The following is an 18788-nucleotide window of genomic DNA, read 5'->3' on the forward strand; positions in this document are numbered from 1 at the left end:
GGACCACCGCAACCGTATGAATGAAAAGCTGAAAGAAAAAGTCAAGGAATCTCTCTCGAGCGTGCTGCCCATCACCCTGATCGTGCTGGTGCTGAGCGTCACGCTCGTCCCGATGGAGATCGGCACGCTGGCGCTGTTTCTGACCGGCGCCGTGCTGCTGATCGTCGGCATGGGGTTTTTCCAGCTCGGCGCCGAGATGTCCATGACGCCGCTCGGCGAGGGCGTCGGCAAGACGCTGGCCAAGCGCGAAAAGGTGCTGCTGGTCGTACTCGTGGCGTTCGCGCTCGGGACGATCATCACCATCGCGGAGCCGGACCTGCAGGTGCTGGCAAACCAGGTCGCGTCGATCCCGAACAATGTGCTCATCTGGACGGTCGCCGTCGGCGTGGGCGTCTTTCTGGCGCTGGCCGTGCTGCGCATTTTGTTTCGCGTCTCGCTGGCAAAATGTCTGCTGGCCGCGTATGCGCTGCTGTTTGTGCTGACGCTGTTTTCCCCGAAGGAATTTCTCGCCGTCGCGTTCGATGCCGGCGGCGTCACGACCGGGCCCATCACCGTGCCGTTTATCATGGCGCTGGGCGTCGGCGTGTCGGCCATCCGCAGCACGCAGGGACACGACGACGACAGCTTCGGTCTCGTCGCGCTGTGCAGCATCGGGCCGATTTTGATGGTGCTGCTGCTCGGCATCTTCTACCACCCGACGGACGCGGCCTACTCCGCTGTGGAGATCGCGCCGGTCGTGACGACGCGCGACGTGGCGCGGCAGTTCGCGCTCGGCTTCCCGGGCTATGCCGAGGAAGTGCTGCTGAGCATCCTGCCGATCGTGGCGGTGTTCGTGCTGTTTCAGCTGCTGACGCGCTGCTACCGGCGGCGGCAGCTGCTGCGTACGGGCGTCGGCTTTCTGTACACGGTCATCGGCCTGATCCTGTTTCTGACCGGTGTGAACGTCGGCTTCACGCCCGTGGGCAACCTGCTCGGTTCGGGTCTGGCCGGCAGCGCGTACCGCTGGGTGCTCATCCCGATCGGCGCGCTCATCGGCTACTACATCGTCAAGGCCGAGCCCGCCGTGCAGGTGCTCAACAAGCAGGTCGAGGACGTCACCGGCGGCACCGTGTCACAGAGCATGATGAACACGGCGCTGTCCATCGGCGTCGCCTGCGCGGTGATGCTGTCCATGGTGCGTGTGCTGACCGGCATCAGCATCTACTGGATCCTCGTGCCCGGCTACGCGCTCGCGCTCATCCTCGCGCGGTTCGTGCCGTCCGTGTTCGTGGGCATCGCCTTCGACTCCGGCGGCGTCGCAAGCGGGCCCATGACCTCCACCTTCCTGCTGCCGCTGGCCATGGGCGCGTGCACCGCGCTCGGCGGCAACGTCGTCACGGACGCCTTCGGCGTCGTAGCGCTCGTCGCGCTCGCCCCGCCGGTGGCGATCCAGATCATGGGCGTTCTTTATGTACATAGATCCAAAGCCGTGGCACAAAACAAAGCTGACCTGCTGTCCGATGACGGCGTCATCGACCTGGAGGACGAAGAGATATGATACATGCCGAAAACCGACTCGCACCGCGCATGGTGCTCATCATTACGAATCATGAATACCGCCGCAAGCTCGAACAGACGTTTCAGAATTTCCGCATCCCGATCTATTATCAGTGCCAAGGGCACGGCACCGCGCCGTCGGAGATGCTCGACATCTTCGGCCTGAGCGGCAGCGGCCGCCTGCTCACGATCGGGCTGCTGCCGAAATTTCTCGTGCGCGACCTGCTCGACGCGCTGCAGCAGCGCATCCCGCTGCACAAACGCGGCGGCGGCATCGTGCTGACGATCCCGATCACGGGGCTGCAGCGGCCGATGCTGCAGCTCCTGAACGATCAGATGCGCGAGACGATAGAACAGAAGATCGAAGAAAGGGTGGATAGCGATATGTCCGATATGCAAACCAGCGCCGGTTACACCGCCATCTGGGTCGCGCTCAGCAACGGCTACAGCAGCGACGCGATCGACGCGGCCAGAAGCGCCGGCGCCATGGGCGGAACGATCCTCAAAGGCCGGCGGCAGAACTCCAAACGCATCAGCCAGAAGCTCGGCATCTCCATGCAGGAGGAAGAGGAGTTCGTCGTCATCGTCACGCCGCGCGAGAAAAAGGCCGCCGTCATGAACGCCATCAGCGACGCCTGCGGCCTGCGCACAGACGCGCACGGCATCATCCTCTCGCTCCCGGTGGACGAGGTCATCGGCCTTGAGACCGGAGAAAACACGCTGTAACATTCCGAATAAAAAGCGCAAATGCCGCAGGCAGCCGCCTGCGGCATTTGCGCATCCGCGCGCTTTTGCAAGATTCTTTCAGGCACTGTAAGTGGATTTTGTGCGCCGGGTGTTGTACCATGGCAGCAGAAAGCAAAGGAGGTACATGCAATGGAACCCATTCTCGAAATTGCAGCCCTGAAAAAATATTACGGCAAGGAGCAGAATCTGACCCGCGCGCTCGACGGCATCTCGTTTCAGGTCATGCCGGGCGAGTTTCTCGGCATCATGGGCAGCAGCGGCTCGGGCAAATCGACGCTGCTCAACTGCATTGCGACCGTCATCGCACCGACCGGCGGCGCCGTCGCCCTGCACGACAAGTGCATCACGACGCTGCACGGCAAGGCGCTCGCCGACTACCGCGGCAAGGAGATCGGCTACCTGTTTCAGAGCTTTGAGCTCATCGACAACCTCACCGGTCGGGAGAACATTCTCCTGCCGCTGGCGCTGCACGGCGTGTCCGAGGGCGAGAGCCGCGAGCGGCTGACAAAGCTCGCAGACTATCTGGAAGTGACGGACGTGCTCGACAAGTTCCCGGCGCAGATGTCCGGCGGGCAAAAGCAGCGCATCACGGCGGCGCGCGCGCTCATCCTCGGCCCCGAGATCGTGCTGGCCGACGAGCCGACCGGCGCGCTCGACTCGAAAAACGCGCGCTCGCTCATGGAAAAGCTCTCCGGCCTGAACGCGGACGCCGGCACGACCATCCTCATGGTCACGCACGACTGCAACGCGGCGAGCTACTGCAAGCGTATTCTCTTCATTCAGGACGGCGTGCTCTTCCACGAGCTGCGGCGCGACGTGCCGGACGAGACACAGCAGGAGTTCTATGGGCGCATCCTGGCCGTCATGGCGCAGCTGGGAGGGGGGAGTGCGAATGTTCTCTGAGCTTGTTGCGCGCAACAGCCGCCGCAGCCGCCGGGAAAACGGGCTGTTTTTCACATCGCTGGTCATCTCGATCATCGCGTTTTACATCATCCTCTCCCTGTCGCATCAGGACGTGATGATGTTTCTGCAGCGCATGGAGAGCAGCGCCGTAGACCGGCTGCTGTCGCTCGTCCCGGTGCTGTACGGGCTGACGCTGTTCATTTTGTTTTTCCTCGTATACTACGCCAACCGCTTTCAGCTCGCACGGCGGCGGCACGAATTCGGCGTGTACCTCATGCTGGGCATGCAGCGGCGCAAGCTCTTCGGCATGCTGCTGGCGGAGGATCTGCGCTCCAGCCTCATCGCGCTGGCCATCGGCCTGCCGGCGGCGCTGCTGATCTCAGAGGTCATCAGCCTCGTCACGGCGCGGCTCGTCGGCCTCGGCATCGTGGGGCACCAATTCACGCTCTCCCTGTCCGCCATCGGGTGGACGGCCGTGGGCTTTCTTGCGATCAAGCTGCTGGCCTCGCTCATCCTCAGCGGGAAGATCGTGCGCGAGGAGATCGGCGCGCTGCTCACGGAGACACCCGAGGGCACGAAAAAGCAGCGCCCCGCCGCTGTCTACGCTGCGGCGCTCGTGCTGGGCACGGCGCTGCTCGCCGGAGCGTACACGTTTGCCATCCTCGGGTATGCGTGGAGCGGCCTGCGCTATATGGCGGGCACGATCGCGCTCGGCGTGGCGGGCACGCTGCTGCTGTTTTACGGGCTGCGCGTCATCATCGACCGGCTGGCCCGGCGCGGAGACCGCGCGGGCAGGCTGCGGGTGTTCAACTTCCGTCAGGTCGAGGAGACGGTCATCCACCGCTCCGGCGCGCTGGCGATCTGCTCGCTGCTGATTCTGGCGGCGCTGTGCTGCTTCGGTGCAGGCGTAGCGACCGCGCGCACGTCCCGCGCCGAGACGCACACGCTCGACTACACCTTCCCCACTGACAGCAAAAGCGCCGACACCGTGCGCGAAACGCTGACGGCGCACGGGCTCGACAGCGCATTTTCCGACCTCTTTGAGATGCGCATCGGCCGCGTGCGCACGAGCACTGACTACCAAAACACCGTGAAATTCCCCGCCTTGCAGCGCTCCATCGATGCCATGCCCGTCTCCGACGAGCAGCAGCAGCTGCAATACACGCTGGAGGCCGTGGGCTACCCGTACCTCATCGCGCTCAGCAGCTACAACCGCCTGCTGACGACCGCCGGTCTGCCGGAGCTGACGCTCGCGGACAACGAGGCCGCCGTCTACTGCGACAGCGAGGTCTCCCTGGCCAGCCGCACGGCGCTGATCAACCGCCTGATCGCAGAGGGCTCGTCCATCACGATCGACGGCGCACCGTTCACGCTCTGTGGGCAGGTGCAGTCGGTGAGCGTCGTGACCGACCGGTCGATCACGATGTCGTTTGCGCTCATCGTGCCGGACGCGGTGTTCGACCACTACACGCAGGGCGACTATGACGTCTACCTCGACGGCGTGCTTGCCCCGTCCATGACGGAGGGCAAGAGCCTCATGAACGCCATCGCGGACATGAACGCGCTGCTCGATCCGCTCGGCCTGAAATACGAGAGCTACCTGCAAAATCTCGGCCGCGAGCTGTTTTACATCGTCGCGGCGAGCTACCTGACCATCTACCTCGCCATCATCTTCCTCGTCGTGGCCAACACCATCATCGGCGTGCAGTTTCTCATGGGCCAGCAGAAGGCCGCGCGCCGCTACCGGACGCTCGTGCGTCTCGGTGCGGAGCACGACACGCTCTGCCGCGCGGCAAAGGCGCAGATCAACTGGTATTTTGGTCTGCCGGTCGGCGTGGCGGCAGTCAGCAGCCTGTTTGGCGTGCGCGCGCTCTTTTCCGGCATTCTCTCCGGCAGCGCGCAGAGCGGCATGACGGAAATGATGATCGCCGCCAGTGCTATGATTTTGCTGCTGTGTGTGGTAGAATGGCTGTACATGGCGGCCGTCAAGCGGTCCAGCAGCCGGTATCTGCTGGGGCTGATGGCGCCGGAACGCGAAGAATAACGCATACGGAAAGGGGGCGGCGCGATGAAGCACATCGCCGTCGTGGAGGACGAGGCGCTCATGCGCGAGGAACTGGCGGATATGCTGCGCCGGGCGGGCTACGCCGTCACGGAGGTCACGGACTTTGCGGACGTGACCGGGCAGTTGCTCGCACTCGCCCCCGATCTGGTGCTGCTGGATCTGAACCTGCCGGAGGTGAGCGGATTTCAAATCTGCCGCGATCTCAAGCGGCGCAGCGCCCTGCCCGTGCTCGTGCTGACCTCGCGCGACCAGCTGCGCGACGAGGTGCACGCGCTCGAGCTCGGCGCGGACGAATACCTCACCAAGCCCTATCGGAAGGAGCGGCTGCTCGCGCGCATCGGAAACGTCCTCAAGCGCTACGAGGGGCGGCCGAACCTGCTCGAGGGGGCGGACTTTCTGCTCGACCGGCAGACCTACACGCTCTACATTCACAATCAGTCCGTCGTCCTGCCGCCGAATCAGGGCAAGCTGCTCGAGACGCTGCTGGCACACGGCGGGCAGACCGCCACGAAAGACGAGCTGAACCGCGCGCTTTGGGGCACGACGGAGTTCATCGACGAGAATGCGCTGCAGGTCAACCTCACGCGGCTGAAAAAGACGATGGCGTCCCTCGGCATGTGCCAGCAGCTCGTGTCCGTGCGCGGCGTCGGCTACCGGCTGGAGGTGGCGCATGAAGCGTAACGGAAGCTACCTGCGGCAGTACCTGCCGTGGCTGGGTCTGCTGCTGGGTGTGGACGCGCTCGCCGCGCTGCTGCTCTGGCTGGTGGACGCGCGGGCCTTCGCCGCCATGACGGCCGTGATCGTGCTGGCGACGGTGTTTCTGTTCGCCGGCGTGTGCGCGGTGCTCTGCGCGCGCTCGAAAAAGCGGGAGCGGGCCTTCACGGCCTTTCTGACCGCGCCGGACGCCGCGCACGAACAGGCGCTGTGCCGCCTGCTCTCGGCAAACGAGGCGCAGAGCGTGCACCTGCTCGGCGAGACGCTGCGCGCGCAGCAGCAGGCCATCGCGCAGTTACAGGCGCAGATGGACGACTACGAAAACTACGTGGAGCTCTGGGCGCATGAGGTGAAAACGCCGCTGGCGCTGCTGACGCTCGTGCTCGACAACCGGCGCGACACGCTGCCGGAGGCCGTGGGCTTCAAGCTCGACTACGTGCGCAACCGGATGCAGGCGTTCATCGACCAGATGCTCTACTACGCCCGTCTGCGCGGCGCGCGGCGCGACTATCGCTTTGAGCGGCTGACGCTGCGCGGCTGCATCGACGAGGTGCTCGACGATTACCGCCCGCTGCTGGAGGAAAAAGGCTTCCGGGTCGAGATCCGGCCGACGGACGAGACGGTCTTTGCCGACCGGCGCGGGCTGTGCTTCCTGCTCGGGCAGGTCGTGAGCAACAGCGTGAAGTATGCGCTCGAAAAGCCGGTGCTGACCTTTTCCCTGGAAAACGGCGGCACGGCGACCGTCCTGTCCATCCGCGACAACGGCCCGGGCGTACGCGCGTGCGACCTGCCGTACGTGTTTGAAAAAGGCTTCACCGGAGACTCCGGCCACGAGAAGAACAAAGCCACCGGCATGGGGCTCTATCTCGCGCGCGAGGTCGCAAAGGATCTGGGCCTCACGCTCACCGCCGCGTCCGACTGGGGCGCGGGGTTCGAGGTCCGGGTCACGTTCCCGGTCGTAGAAGAATGAATATTGAAGATCCGGCGCCGCTGTTCGCGGCGCCGGATTTTTTCTGCCATGCCTTCCCCCCTCGAACTCCCCCACCACGCAAAATGCCCCGGCAGCTTTTGCTGCCGGGGCAAAGGGGGGATGCGACATCTAACGGGATGGTACGTCAGACGATGTTATACTTCTTGAGCAGATCCACCACGACGTTGTTGACCAGCGGCTCCTTGACGAGGTCGAGCAGCGGCAGAACCGACGGGAGCAGGAACTCCAGCGGCTTCTTGCCGTCGAGCAGCTTGCTGGTGGCGTAGAGCAGGTCGCGGATATCATACACGCTGCCCCAGACTTCCGGCACGCCGCGGTCGACATTGCAGAGCGTGTAGACCGCTTCCATCGCGGTACGGATGGAGTACTCGGTGGTGAACACGGTGTCGCGCGGGGTATCGGCGAACTGGCCGACGAACGCGAGGTTGACGGAACCATCGGGCACGACCTTCGGGCGGTCGCCTTCGGCTCTGGGCTCAAAGAACGTGGTGACGTAAGGCATCATGCACGGCGTGGTGTTGCATTCGTTCGTGGCCAGATCCATGATCTGATCCTCGGGGATGCCGATGTGGTACAGCCACTCTGCCGCCAGCTCGATGCCGGTGCAGTCGCACATGTTCTTCTTGATGAAGTCGCCCTTGTCGTCCCAGCAGTTGAGGCCGTAGACCCAGATCAGGCAGTGATCCTTCGGCTGCTCCTGGAACTGGCCCTGACGGTTGATGGTCCAGCTGACGAGCCAGCTCGAATCGCGGCAGGTGACGATGCCGCCGGTAACGACCTTGCCGGACAGCGGGTCGCGCTTGCAGATCTTCTGGATGGCGTCGAGGATCTGCTTGTTGGCCGTGTCGACGGTCCAGGACTCCCAGCTGGTCTCCTTGATGTCCTTGAAGAACTTCTCGGGATGGCCGAACGCCGGATCCTGCGCGGCGAGCTTCTTCCACATCTCGATGGACGGGCCTTCGCCGTTCTTGACCTTGATGACCGGAGCGTGCGTCTGATCGCCGTAAGCGGACGCATCGCCCTGGCAGCCATTCGTGCAGATGACGAGATCGTTCTCGGTCAGCTCGATGACCTTTTCCACGCCGCCCTGGGTGTACTCGATCTTCTTGGCGACCTTCTTATCCTCGGTGCAGTCGCAGACGATGTTCGTGACCGTGGTGTCGAAGAGGACCTTTCCGCCGTGGTCGGTGATGTATTTGCACATCGGGAGGATCATGGACTCATACTGGTTGTAGCGGGTGAAACGCAGCGCGCTCAGATCCGGCAGGCCGTCGATGTGGTGGATGTAGCGCTGCAGGTAGAGCTTCATCTCGAGGGCGCTGTGCCACTTCTCGAACGCGAACATGGTCTGCCAGTAGGTCCAGAAGTTCGTGGCGTAGAACTCATCGTCGAACACGTCATCGATCTTCTTGTCCTCGAGGGACTTGTTGGTCGCCATGAACAGCTTCAGCAGCTGGGTGGCGGCGCCGGGCGTCAGGCCGTACTTACGGTCGGTGTGGGCGTCCTGGCCCTGCTTCTCGGTGACACGGCACAGGGAGAAGTTCGGGTCTTCCTTGTTGAGGTAGTAGTACTCGGAGAAGACCGTCTCGCCCGGGTTCACGATCGACGGGATGGACTTGAACAGATCCCACATGCACTCGAAGTGGTTATCCATCTCACGGCCGCCGCGCATGATGAAGCCCTTGGTCGCGTCGTAGATGCCGTCGCAGGAGCCGCCGGCCACCGGCAGGTGCTCAAAGAGCGTGATGTGCTCGCCGGGCATCTGTGCATCGCGGATCAGGAAGCAAGCCGCCGCCAGACCGGCCAGGCCGGTGCCGACGACATATGCCGACTTGTTGTCGATGCCTTCGGGTTTTTTCGGTGTTGCAAACGCCTCGTAGTTACCGCTGCTGTAATACATTCTGTGTACCTCCCATTCATGATGTGTTTTCCGTATTTTTTGTGCAGTCCGCTGCACGAGTTTCTTCTGTTATGGTCACTAACACTTGCCTCCAAAAAAAGAAGCAGCTTCGTTTGACAATTATCAATATAGCGTATTTCGCCGTCTTTACTGCACCATTTGTTACGCAAATGGCGATAATTAAACATAACCATTTGGTTTCGTTGAATGTCACTAAACTGACGATTTGCGATTGTGTATTTTGACCGTTTTTCGCCGAACGTCCAATCAAAATGCGTCAAATAGCACAAAAGAAAGCTGCCAAAAAGCGAAATTCGCTTTTTGACAGCTTCCAGTTTGGACATATATGGTCGTCAAGTGTGCCCTACAAGTTGGCCATGCCCTCCAGCGCAGGGCGGTCGAGCACATAGATCTTGCCGCGGCCGGTGCGCAGAAGGCCCATCTGACGCATCCCCTCCAGCTCCCTGCTGATGACCTCGCGCGTGGTGCCGAGGTGGTGGGAGATCTCCTCATGGGTGATGCGCGCAAAGCCATCCTCGGGGTGGGCATCGGCCTTTTCGAGCACGACGCGGGCGATGCAGCTGCGCAGAGGATGGAAAAAATAATACTCTATGTTATTGAGCACCGTCTGGACATTGCGCGCCTGCGTGCACTGCAAAAACTGCTGCACGACCGGCGATTCCGCGCACAGCGGGCGCAGGGCCACAATGTTGATGTAGGCAAACACGGCGTCGCTGGTCGCCTGCAGGATGGGGACCGTGTCACCCGGCGCTGCACTGTCGAGCGTATTGAGCATGCAGCAGCCGCCGCTGACGATCGACATGAGCGTGATCTCGCGGCCGGTGTCCGTCGCAATAAACACACGCACTCCGCCGGAGAGCACGAGAAACAGGCCGTTTTTTTCCGGCATGGAAAAGATCACGTCGTCCCCCGCGCGGTACGAGCGGACTATCGTATTCAGGCGCAGCATCTGCTGCTGAGAGCCCGTCAGCGAATCCCAGAACGGCAGGCACACCGTAAAGTCATAGGAACGTTTGTTTTTATCCGTGCTGCACACCTCCGCCGTTTTGGAATGATATGTTAGCGCCACTAACATATATGCGCAAAAAAAGAAACTTGCTGCTTCTTCTCACATCTTATCAAATTGACACGTCCGCACCGTATCATTTGTTACATATCTGACGCCTTTTCACGTTTTCCTGCCAGTACGGAGGCGTCTGGTTCATTCTTGATATAGCTCACGAGCAGCTCGCCGGTAAACTGGACGACATCGACCGGAGAAACGCCGAAGGACAGGTTCTCATAGATCGTCGTACCGGTATAAGCGTTGAGCAGACACTGATACACCGCGTAAATATTCACATCCGGGCGGATCGAGCCGTCGGCCACGCCTTCGCGCAGGGCCTTGAGCGCCGGGACGGGGATCTCCTTGTCGTAGTACTTCCAGAACACATTGTTGACGTCGCTGCCGGTGTTCTTCTCGGAATAGGCCGAAAACATCTCGCGCGTGTAGTCGTACCACTCCGGCTGGTCATCATAAATGCGGAAGTAAATGTGCATGCAGACGACGAACTTTTCATACCCCGTCGTACACGCTGCGGACTCTCGCTTGTACTGCTCCATAAAATCAGTAAAAAACGTAGCCAATGCGTCGCGCCAGGCGGCAAACACGAGCGCGTCCTTGTTGCGGAAATAGCGGTACAGCGACGTCGGCGTCAGGCCGGCCGCCTCGGCGATGCGGCTGATGGGCGTCGCGGCGATGCCGTCCGCGATGAACAGCGTCTGCGCCGTGTGGATCACCCGCCGGATGTTCTGTTCCCGTTCCTCACTGCGTTTCACGGTCTGCACCTCCCTGCGCAAAGTTGTTTACAGTATGCCATGTTTTCACGCCGTTTGCAACCGCAAATGTGCCGGGTGGAAACATTTGTGCCTTGCACGGCGCGGCGCAGCGTGGTATGCTCACGGCAGACAGAGAGATTCCTCCCCGCCGGAGCGGATGTCTTGGCCCCGACGGAAGTCGAGGCCTTTTTTTATGACCGGTTTCACCGGTCATAAAAAAAGACCGGATCTCATTCGAGGCGGGCCTTACCCCCTCGAGCTCCCCCGCGACGCTTTATCCGTTTCCCTGCCGCATCTTTCGAACGGCCGCGATAAACCCATTTTGACCGGTTTCACCGGTCATAAAAAAAGACCGGATCTCATTCGAGGCGGGCCTTACCCCCCTCGAGCTCCCCCGCGATGCTTTATCCGTTTCCCCGCCGCATCTTTCGAACGGCCGCGATAAACCCATTTTGACCGGTTTCACCGGTCATAAAAAGACCGGATCTCATTCGAGGCGGGTCTTGCCCCCTCGAGCTCCCCCGCGGCGCTTTATCCGTTTCCCTGCCGCATCTTTCGAACGGCCGTGATAAACCATTTGACCGATTTCACCGGTCATAAAAAAGACCGGATCGCATTCGAGGCGGGCCTTGTCCCCTCGAGCTCCCTAGCGACGCTTTATCCGTTTCCCTGCCGCATCTTTCGAACAGCCGCGATAAACCTATTTTGACCGGTTTCACCGGTCATAAAAAAGACCGGATCGCATTCGAGGCGGGCCTTGTCCCCTCGAGCTCCCTAGCGACACTTTATCCGTTTCCCTGCCGCATCTTGACGATAGACAGCAAAAAGAGCACGTTGCCAAAGCAGCGTGCTCTTTATATGGTTTGCGTTTTGGCTGGTTGGCGCCGAATCAGGCAGCCTTCTTCGCCTTGGCCTGCGCTGCGAGTGCCTTGCTGCCCTCGACGACGAGGTCAATGGCAAGGATGACCAGCAGGATGGCCAGGATCGCGCGGATGTAGCACCATGCAAGGCCGGTGCCGCCGGCGATGATCGCAGTGATCTGGGACTTGATGGTGAAGACCAGAGACGTCAGCGTCACGAGGATCATGAAGATCATCGGGAAGTAGAACATCTTGTTGTTTCTGCCCATCTTGCCGAGCCATGCGGCGACGGCCAGCAGGCCGAGGCCGGCCAGGAGCTGGTTGGCAGCGCCGAACAGGGGCCAGATCTTTGCGTAACCGGTCATGCCAAGGGCAATGCCGAGCACGACGGTGATTGCGGTGGAGACGTACGGATTGCAGAGGACCTTGCGAGCGCCGGTCACGGTCGGATCGCCGGCCTTCTCACCGGGCTTGAGCCAGAATTCCTGGAACATGTAGCGAGCCAGACGGGTCGCGGTATCCAGAGAGGTCAGGCAGAACACGGACACGGCCAGGACCATCAGCGTGTAGGTGACGGACACGGCGCCGGAGCCGAAGATCTTGCCGAGCATCTGGGACAGGCCGGTCGCGAACACGACGGTCGGGGTGACAGTCGTGCCGGCTTTGTAATCCTGCCAGATGTACGCAACCGCGCACAGGGAGACGAGCGCGAGCACACACTCAATGAGCATGCCGCCGTAGGCGATGGGCTGTGCGTCCTTCTCATTGTTGAGCTGCTTGGCCGTCGTGCCGGAACCAACGAGGGAGTGGAAGCCGGAGATGGCACCGCAGGCAATGGTGACGAACAGAGCCGGGAACATATAGCCAAGGGAGCTGCCCGTCGGGGCGATGGTGTCTTTGAAGCCGGTGAACGCAGGCATATCCAGCGTCGGGTGGCAGCCAATGACACCGACGATCGCGAGGATCATCATCGCATACAGCAGGAACGAGCTGAGGTAGTCACGCGGCTGGAGCAGGATCCAAACAGGCGTGACGGAAGCGACCAGAATGTAGATGCCGCAGATGATCATCCAGGTCTGGTAGCTCAGGTAGATCGGATGCCACTTGATGCCAAGCCACATCACCAAGGCAATGGCCACAACACCGATGATCGTGGACACGCCGATCGGCGCATTTCTGCGGTACACGAAGAAACCGAAGAAGATGGCCAGGACGATGAACAGCAGCGAGATGATCGCCGTCGTGGCGTTGGCCGCGGAAGCCGCCATATCCACAACACCATCCACATAGGTGGCCTTGAACGTGTTGGCAACGATGGACGCGAACGCGGCCACGACCAGGATCAGGGTCAGGTAAGAGAAGATGAGGAACAGGCGCTTGGCCTTCTTGCTGATGCTGGTCTCGACAACGGTGCCGATGGACTGGCCGTCATTGCGGACAGAGGCAAACAGCGCGCCGTAGTCATGCACACCACCGAAGAAGATGCCGCCGATGAGAACCCACAGCAGCACCGGAACCCAGCCGAAAACAGCGGCCTGGATCGGGCCGTTGATCGGGCCGGCGCCCGCGATGGAGGAGAAGTGGTGACCCATCAAAACAGGGGCCTTTGCAGGGCAGTAGTCCATGCCGTCTTCCAGCTCGTGAGCCGGCGTCGAGCGGGACGGGTCGATGCCCCACTGTTTGGACAGCCATCCGCCGTAGAAAACGTAGCCCAGGGCGAGAATGACAATGCCAACAATCAGAATTACAGCAGCATTCATTGAATTAACTCCCTTCTTTCATATTCTTAAACAGTGTTGTCTTCAACAACTGTGCTGTACTGCGTCCGCTGCCATTGGCAGCCGTTTTGCCGGTGCTGAGCTCCACGACGCCGGTGTGGTAATCCATCCAGCCGTGGAACGCAAGCTTGAAGCTCTTATAAATACGCGTGCGGCGCAGGGCGCGCAGCGCATCCGGCTCACAGGTGTCACACAAGAAGATCGCCGTGATATAAGAGCACATATGATTCGGGCCCGGCTCGATCCGCTGCATGCCGTCGGCACGCGCCTGCTCGCGGCACTGCTCGAAGATCTCCTTCGTGAGCACGGGGGCCGAGAAAATGTAGACATATTCGTTGTTGTCCGCTTCCCAGAGCTTGGCGGCCTTGACCAGCACATACTTCTCGGAGTGGATGTGCAGCCCGGCCTCTGCGACGAGATAACCCTTCGGTTCCTCGTGGCGCACAACATCAAAATATCCCGAATAACTGTGGCACAGTTTGTCGAGCGCTTCCTCGCGGGTCATACGCCGTCCTCCCTGTTTGATGCAAAATTTTCATGGTATGATTTCACCAATTTCATGAACAAACTAAGAACAAAGTGTAAACATACCGCTAGTGTTATGATAGCGCGCCACCCGGGATCTTTCAAGTGAAATTAATGACAAATATCCACATCCGTTTTTGTCAACTTTTCATAACGTACGCACAAAAATGTCGAAGAACTTGGAATTATGTAAATCATTTTCCGCAAGGAACAGACAAACGTTTCACCTGTGCGGACACTGATTTTTCAGCGAAAATGTGGCTGCGTTTTTTGCTTGACGATCTTTTCCTGCAGTAAAATATAATTATGTAAACCATCTTGCAAAGTCGCTCTGCCGCCCTCAGTGCAGGTACGGACGGCAAGTGCGATTCTTGTCGAAAAGTGATTGACAGGACGTGCAAATCTTGCTACAATGAATCGTCTCAATTGGAATGATGCCTAGAGTCTTTCCGAAGCAAGATGCGACCGCCGCCGCGCCCCGCGCGACGGCCAAGGCCATACGGACAGCCGGGTCGAATGCCGCAAACCGCACCGCGTGCGGTGGCAACTTCTGTTGCCTTATTGATTGAGTTAAAAGCTCGAGTTTTATAAGTTGGTCACTTAAAACCAGGCTGCTTTCAGCATCCAAACTTGTGAAATGGTCAATAAGAGTAGTAAAAGTAATCTTTGCTATATAGACTCTCAAGACACAACATCCTGTTGGGAACGGTGCGCACGGGCCGCGGACGGCCGCTGCGCGCCCAATGGCATATGTTTGTTCACAAGCGCCGCTGCTGATCTGCAGCGGCGTTTTTTGTGCACAAGGGGGAAACACAGCCATGAAAAAAGTCATTGAACTCCGCAACGTCAGCAAACAGTTTGACGGCGAGACCGTTCTCGACAGCATCAACCTCGACATTTACGACAACGAATTTCTGACGCTGCTCGGCCCGTCCGGCTGCGGCAAGACCACGACCCTGCGCATGATCGGCGGCTTTGAAACGCCGGACCAGGGCGACATCCTCTTTCTCGGTGAGCGCATCAACGACATTCCGCCGCACAAGCGCAACATCAACACCGTTTTCCAGCGCTACGCACTCTTCCCCCACCTGAACGTGTTTGAAAACGTGGCGTTTCCGCTGCGCGAGCAGAAGCTGCCGCGCAACGAGATCGAGCAGAAGGTCAACGAGATGCTCGCGCTCGTCAAGCTCACGGGCTTCGAGCGCCGCAACGTCACGCGTCTGTCCGGCGGACAGCAGCAGCGCGTCGCCATTGCGCGCGCGCTCGTGAGCCGGCCGCGCGTGCTGCTACTCGACGAGCCGCTCGCCGCGCTCGACCTGAAGCTGCGCAAGGACATGCAGCAGGAGCTCAAGAACATCCAGAAGGCCACCGGCATCACGTTCGTGTTCGTCACGCACGATCAGGAAGAAGCCCTGAGCATGTCCGACACGATCGTCGTCATGTCCGAGGGCAAGATCCAGCAGATCGGCACGCCGCTCGATATTTATAATGAGCCGCAGAATGCTTTCGTGGCGGATTTCATCGGCGAGAGCAACATTGTCGACGGCATTATGCGGCAGGACTTCCGCGTGACGTTCTCGGGCCATACGTTCACATGCGTGGACAAGGGCTTTGCCAAAAACGAGAACGTGGACGTCGTCATCCGCCCCGAGGATGTGGACATCGTGCCCATCGAAAAGGGCATGCTGCGCGGCACGGTCACGTCCGTCACGTTCATGGGCGTGCACTATGAGATCATCATCGACATCAACGGCTTCAAGTGGATGATCCAGACGACGGACTACGTCGACGAGGGCGCGGAGGTCGGCCTGTATATCGAGCCGGACGCCATCCACATCATGAAAAAGTCCGAGTATTCGGGCATGTACGGCGACTACTCCTCGTTCAGCAACGAGCTGGACGAGCTCTCGGACGCGGAAAGCGAGCCGGACGAATGAACAATCGCATCCATTCCGAAAACCGCCGCGCCTCGCTGGCGCATCGTCTGGCGCTCGCACCGTATTCCGTGTGGGCGGTCATCTTCGTGGCCGTGCCGCTCGTGTTCGTGGCCTACTATGCGTTCACGGACGAGAGCTTCCGGTTCACGACCGAAAACCTGACGAAGTTTTTCACCGCCGTGAGCACGATCACCGACGACAGCGGCGCTGCGCGCGAGGTGCATACGTACCTGCTCATCTTCTGGCGCTCGGTGAAGCTGGCCGTCATCTCCACGGCCATCTGCCTGCTCATGGGCTACCCCATCGCGTATATCATCGCCCGCGCCGCCCCGCGCACGCAGAAGACGATCATCACGCTCATCATGATCCCGATGTGGATGAACTTCCTCATCCGCACCTATGCGTGGATGACCATCCTGCAGGACTCTGGCCTGCTCAACATGCTCTTTTCCGCGCTGCACCTCGGCCAGGCGCACATCATCGGCACCGAGGGCGCCGTCGTCGTCGGCATGGTGTACGACTACTTCCCGTATATGATCCTGCCGATCTACTCGGTCATGGCCAAGATGGACACGCGCCTGATCGAGGCCGCGCGCGACCTCGGCTGCAACAGTCTCGGCGTGCTGCGGCGGGTCATCTTCCCGCTGAGCCTGCCGGGCGTCATGTCCGGCATCACGATGGTGCTCATCCCGTCGATCAGCACCTTTTATATCTCGCAGAAACTCGGCAACGGCAAGTTTTTCCTCATCGGAGACGCGATCGAGGGGCAGTACGTGGCCAATAACCTGCACTTTGCCGCCGCCATCGCCTTCATCCTCATGCTGATCCTGCTGGCCGCCATGGCCCTGATGAAACGCGGCACGAACAAGCGCGTCTACGGAGGTGTGTGACATGAAACGAGCTGCTAAGATCTATACCGCCCTCATCTTCGTGTTCCTGTTCGCGCCGATCGTGATCCTGCTGGTATTCTCGTTCAACGAGGCCAAGAGCCTGTCGGTGTTCTCCGGCTTCTCATTAAAATGGTATCAGGAGCTGTTCCGCGACGGGGAAACGCTCAACGCGCTCAAAAACACGCTCATCCTCGCCGTGATTGCCTCGGTCGTCTCGACCGCGATGGGCACGGCTGCCGCCGTGGGCATGAACCGGATGCGCAACAAATATCTGCGCGCCGCGCTCGACACGGCGACCGACATCCCCATGATGAATCCGGACATCATCACCGGCATTTCGCTGATGCTCATGTTCGTGTTCTTCGGCCGGCTGCTCGGCACGTCCACGAGTCTCGGCTTCTGGTCGATGCTCGCGGCGCACATCACGTTCTGCCTGCCGTATGTCATCATGCAGGTGCTGCCGAAGCTGCAGCAGATGGACCGCTCGCTGCCCGAGGCCGCGATGGATCTCGGCTGCACGCCGGTGCGTGCGTTTTTCCGCGTGGAAGTGCCGGAGATCCTGCCCGGCATCATCACCGGCATGATCATGGCCTTCACGCTCTCGCTTGATGACTTCGTCATCAGCTACTTCACGCAGGGCAGCGGCTTCCAGACGCTCCCGATCCGCATCTACAACATGACGAAAAAGACCGTCACGCCGAAAATGTACGCCCTGGCGACGATCATCTTCTTCGTCATTCTCGCGCTGCTGCTGCTGACGAACCTCGTCGACGAGGACGACACGCAGCGCATCCGCGACGCCCGCCGTGCCAAGCGCGCGGGCAAGCCCGCCCGCGCCAAGCGCAGCGGCAGCGGCCGCCGCCCCGTGCGCGCCGCCGTGGGCATCCTCACCGCCGCCGCGCTGCTCATCGCCGGCATCAGCATCTACAGCAGCCGGCAGGAGACGCGCGTGCTCAACGTCTACAACTGGGGCGAATATATCTCCGACGGCTCGGACGATTCGCTCGACACCATCGCCGCGTTCGAGGACTGGTACAAGGCGACCTACGGCGTGCCCGTCAAGGTCAACTATGACACCTACGCCAGCAACGAGGACATGTACGCCAAGCTCAAGAGCGGCGCCGTGAGCTACGACGTGGTCATCCCGTCTGACTACATGATCGCGCGCATGGAAGCCGAGGACATGCTCCTGCCGCTCAACTACGACAACATCCCGAACTATCAGTATATCTCCGAGGACTTCCGCGGCCTGTACTATGACCCCGACGACACCTACACCGTGCCGTACACCTACGGCATCGTGGGCGTGATCTACAACGCCAATGTCGTGGACGAGGCCGACACCGGCGGCTGGGATCTGATGTGGAACCCGAAATACGCAGGCAACATCCTGCAGTTCAACAACGCGCGCGACGCGCTCGGCACGGCCATGTACCGCGCCGGCATCGACGTCAACACGACCGACCACGCCGACTGGCAGCAGGCACTGCAGGCACTCGTCGACCAGCGCCCGCTCGTCAAGAGCTACGTCATGGATGAGATCTACAACATGATGGAGTCCGGCGAGGCCGCCGTGGCCGCCTACTACGCAGGCGACTACTTCACGATGTGCGACGCACAGGCCGACAGCGTGGATCTGCAGTTTTACTACCCCGAGAACACGAACTACTTCATTGACGCCATGTGCATCCCGACAAGCTGCCGGGATCAGGAGCTGGCCGAGTGCTTCATCAACTTCATGCTCAGCCGCGAGGCCGCCGTGGCCAACGCCGAGTATATCTACTACGCCTCGCCGAACCGGCTCGTGTATGACGACCCGGAGTATATCGACGACATGGGCGAGGACACGATGGCCATCCTCTACCCCGACATCGGTTCGTTCCGCGATGCATACAACCGCAGCGCCTACCGCAACCTCGACCAGGACACGCTGACCTATGTCAACAGTCTCTGGGAGACGCTCAAGATCAACTGACCCCTCCGTCATGGGCAGACACCGGGCACGGTGCCTGCCCATTTTTCTGCCATTTTGGGGCTTGCCATCCGCGGGCGGATATGCTATACTCTTTCACCGGTTAGTCTACTTTAACCATAAACATTGGT

The 18788-nt window shown here is 60.5% G+C and carries 14 protein-coding genes; 9 read left to right on the top strand and 5 right to left on the bottom strand.

All coding sequences use genetic code 11. The annotated features are described in order from the left end of the window. Positions 1-16 precede the first annotated feature (16 nt). The 6 genes from OGM61_10355 (at position 17) to OGM61_10380 (ending at position 6935) form a co-directional block, all read left to right on the top strand. Entirely contained in the window at positions 17-1537 is a 1521-nt protein-coding gene (locus OGM61_10355; GenBank protein UYI84236.1) for a DUF1538 domain-containing protein, read from the top strand. Then, positions 1534-2262: a transcriptional regulator gene (locus OGM61_10360; GenBank protein ID UYI84237.1), complete on the top strand. Its 729-nt coding sequence runs from the start codon at positions 1534-1536 to the stop codon at positions 2260-2262. Before OGM61_10355 ends, OGM61_10360 begins: the two co-directional genes overlap by 4 nt. A gap of 150 nt (positions 2263-2412) precedes the next feature. Continuing rightward, complete coding sequence (locus OGM61_10365) at positions 2413-3186, top strand: ABC transporter ATP-binding protein (GenBank protein ID UYI84238.1); 774 nt, start codon at positions 2413-2415, stop codon at positions 3184-3186. After that, positions 3176-5230 (top strand): FtsX-like permease family protein, encoded by a 2055-nt coding sequence (locus tag OGM61_10370; GenBank protein ID UYI84239.1) that lies wholly within the window; start codon positions 3176-3178, stop codon positions 5228-5230. Before OGM61_10365 ends, OGM61_10370 begins: the two co-directional genes overlap by 11 nt. A gap of 24 nt (positions 5231-5254) precedes the next feature. Beyond that, complete coding sequence (locus OGM61_10375; protein ID UYI84240.1) at positions 5255-5932, top strand: response regulator transcription factor; 678 nt, start codon at positions 5255-5257, stop codon at positions 5930-5932. After that, positions 5922-6935, top strand: a complete 1014-nt coding sequence (locus OGM61_10380) for a sensor histidine kinase (protein UYI84241.1) — start codon at positions 5922-5924, stop codon at positions 6933-6935. Before OGM61_10375 ends, OGM61_10380 begins: the two co-directional genes overlap by 11 nt. Positions 6936-7080: 145 nt before the next feature. On the opposite strand, the gene OGM61_10385 is transcribed toward OGM61_10380, so the two are convergent. The 5 genes from OGM61_10385 to OGM61_10405 all read right to left on the bottom strand — a co-directional run bounded on the left by OGM61_10385 (position 7081) and on the right by OGM61_10405 (position 13838). Beyond that, positions 7081-8856 carry an oleate hydratase gene (locus tag OGM61_10385; protein ID UYI84242.1) on the bottom strand — a complete coding sequence of 592 codons (1776 nt, stop codon included), beginning with the start codon at positions 8854-8856 and terminating at the stop codon, positions 7081-7083. A 364-nt stretch (positions 8857-9220) separates the two neighbouring features. Then, entirely contained in the window at positions 9221-9952 is a 732-nt protein-coding gene (locus OGM61_10390; protein ID UYI84243.1) for a Crp/Fnr family transcriptional regulator, read from the bottom strand. Positions 9953-10026: 74 nt separating this feature from the next. Continuing rightward, entirely contained in the window at positions 10027-10695 is a 669-nt protein-coding gene (locus OGM61_10395) for a TetR/AcrR family transcriptional regulator (protein UYI84244.1), read from the bottom strand. An 889-nt stretch (positions 10696-11584) separates the two neighbouring features. Next, positions 11585-13315 carry a carbon starvation protein A gene (locus tag OGM61_10400; protein UYI84245.1) on the bottom strand — a complete coding sequence of 577 codons (1731 nt, stop codon included), beginning with the start codon at positions 13313-13315 and terminating at the stop codon, positions 11585-11587. Positions 13316-13319: 4 nt separating this feature from the next. Continuing rightward, positions 13320-13838 (bottom strand): hypothetical protein, encoded by a 519-nt coding sequence (locus OGM61_10405; protein ID UYI84246.1) that lies wholly within the window; start codon positions 13836-13838, stop codon positions 13320-13322. Between the two features lie 838 nt (positions 13839-14676). Between OGM61_10405 and OGM61_10410 the strand changes: the two genes are divergently transcribed. The 3 genes from OGM61_10410 to OGM61_10420 are packed head-to-tail and all read left to right on the top strand — an operon-like array spanning position 14677 to position 18660. After that, positions 14677-15795, top strand: a complete 1119-nt coding sequence (locus OGM61_10410) for an ABC transporter ATP-binding protein (GenBank protein UYI84247.1) — start codon at positions 14677-14679, stop codon at positions 15793-15795. Continuing rightward, positions 15792-16685 carry an ABC transporter permease gene (locus OGM61_10415; protein ID UYI84248.1) on the top strand — a complete coding sequence of 298 codons (894 nt, stop codon included), beginning with the start codon at positions 15792-15794 and terminating at the stop codon, positions 16683-16685. The genes OGM61_10410 and OGM61_10415 overlap by 4 nt, the downstream gene beginning before the upstream one ends. A gap of 1 nt (position 16686) precedes the next feature. Continuing rightward, positions 16687-18660: an extracellular solute-binding protein gene (locus OGM61_10420; protein UYI84249.1), complete on the top strand. Its 1974-nt coding sequence runs from the start codon at positions 16687-16689 to the stop codon at positions 18658-18660. Positions 18661-18788: the final 128 nt, after the last annotated feature.

The sequence above is a fragment of the Clostridiales bacterium genome (assembly GCA_025757645.1).
In the GTDB taxonomy this organism is placed as follows: domain Bacteria; phylum Bacillota; class Clostridia; order Oscillospirales; family Oscillospiraceae; genus CAG-103.

Excerpts from the sequence above, each read along its gene's own strand:
- OGM61_10375 (UYI84240.1), top strand. The coding sequence starts at position 5,255 with ATGAAGCACATCGCCGTCGTGGAGGACGAGGCGCTCATGCGCGAGGAA.
- OGM61_10405 (UYI84246.1), bottom strand. The coding sequence starts at position 13,838 with ATGACCCGCGAGGAAGCGCTCGACAAACTGTGCCACAGTTATTCGGGA.
- OGM61_10365 (UYI84238.1), top strand. The coding sequence starts at position 2,413 with ATGGAACCCATTCTCGAAATTGCAGCCCTGAAAAAATATTACGGCAAG.
- OGM61_10380 (UYI84241.1), top strand. The coding sequence starts at position 5,922 with ATGAAGCGTAACGGAAGCTACCTGCGGCAGTACCTGCCGTGGCTGGGT.
- OGM61_10355 (UYI84236.1), top strand. The coding sequence starts at position 17 with ATGAATGAAAAGCTGAAAGAAAAAGTCAAGGAATCTCTCTCGAGCGTG.
- OGM61_10390 (UYI84243.1), bottom strand. The coding sequence starts at position 9,952 with ATGTTAGTGGCGCTAACATATCATTCCAAAACGGCGGAGGTGTGCAGC.
- OGM61_10410 (UYI84247.1), top strand. The coding sequence starts at position 14,677 with ATGAAAAAAGTCATTGAACTCCGCAACGTCAGCAAACAGTTTGACGGC.
- OGM61_10400 (UYI84245.1), bottom strand. The coding sequence starts at position 13,315 with ATGAATGCTGCTGTAATTCTGATTGTTGGCATTGTCATTCTCGCCCTG.
- OGM61_10415 (UYI84248.1), top strand. The coding sequence starts at position 15,792 with ATGAACAATCGCATCCATTCCGAAAACCGCCGCGCCTCGCTGGCGCAT.
- OGM61_10360 (UYI84237.1), top strand. The coding sequence starts at position 1,534 with ATGATACATGCCGAAAACCGACTCGCACCGCGCATGGTGCTCATCATT.
- OGM61_10370 (UYI84239.1), top strand. The coding sequence starts at position 3,176 with ATGTTCTCTGAGCTTGTTGCGCGCAACAGCCGCCGCAGCCGCCGGGAA.
- OGM61_10420 (UYI84249.1), top strand. The coding sequence starts at position 16,687 with ATGAAACGAGCTGCTAAGATCTATACCGCCCTCATCTTCGTGTTCCTG.
- OGM61_10385 (UYI84242.1), bottom strand. The coding sequence starts at position 8,856 with ATGTATTACAGCAGCGGTAACTACGAGGCGTTTGCAACACCGAAAAAA.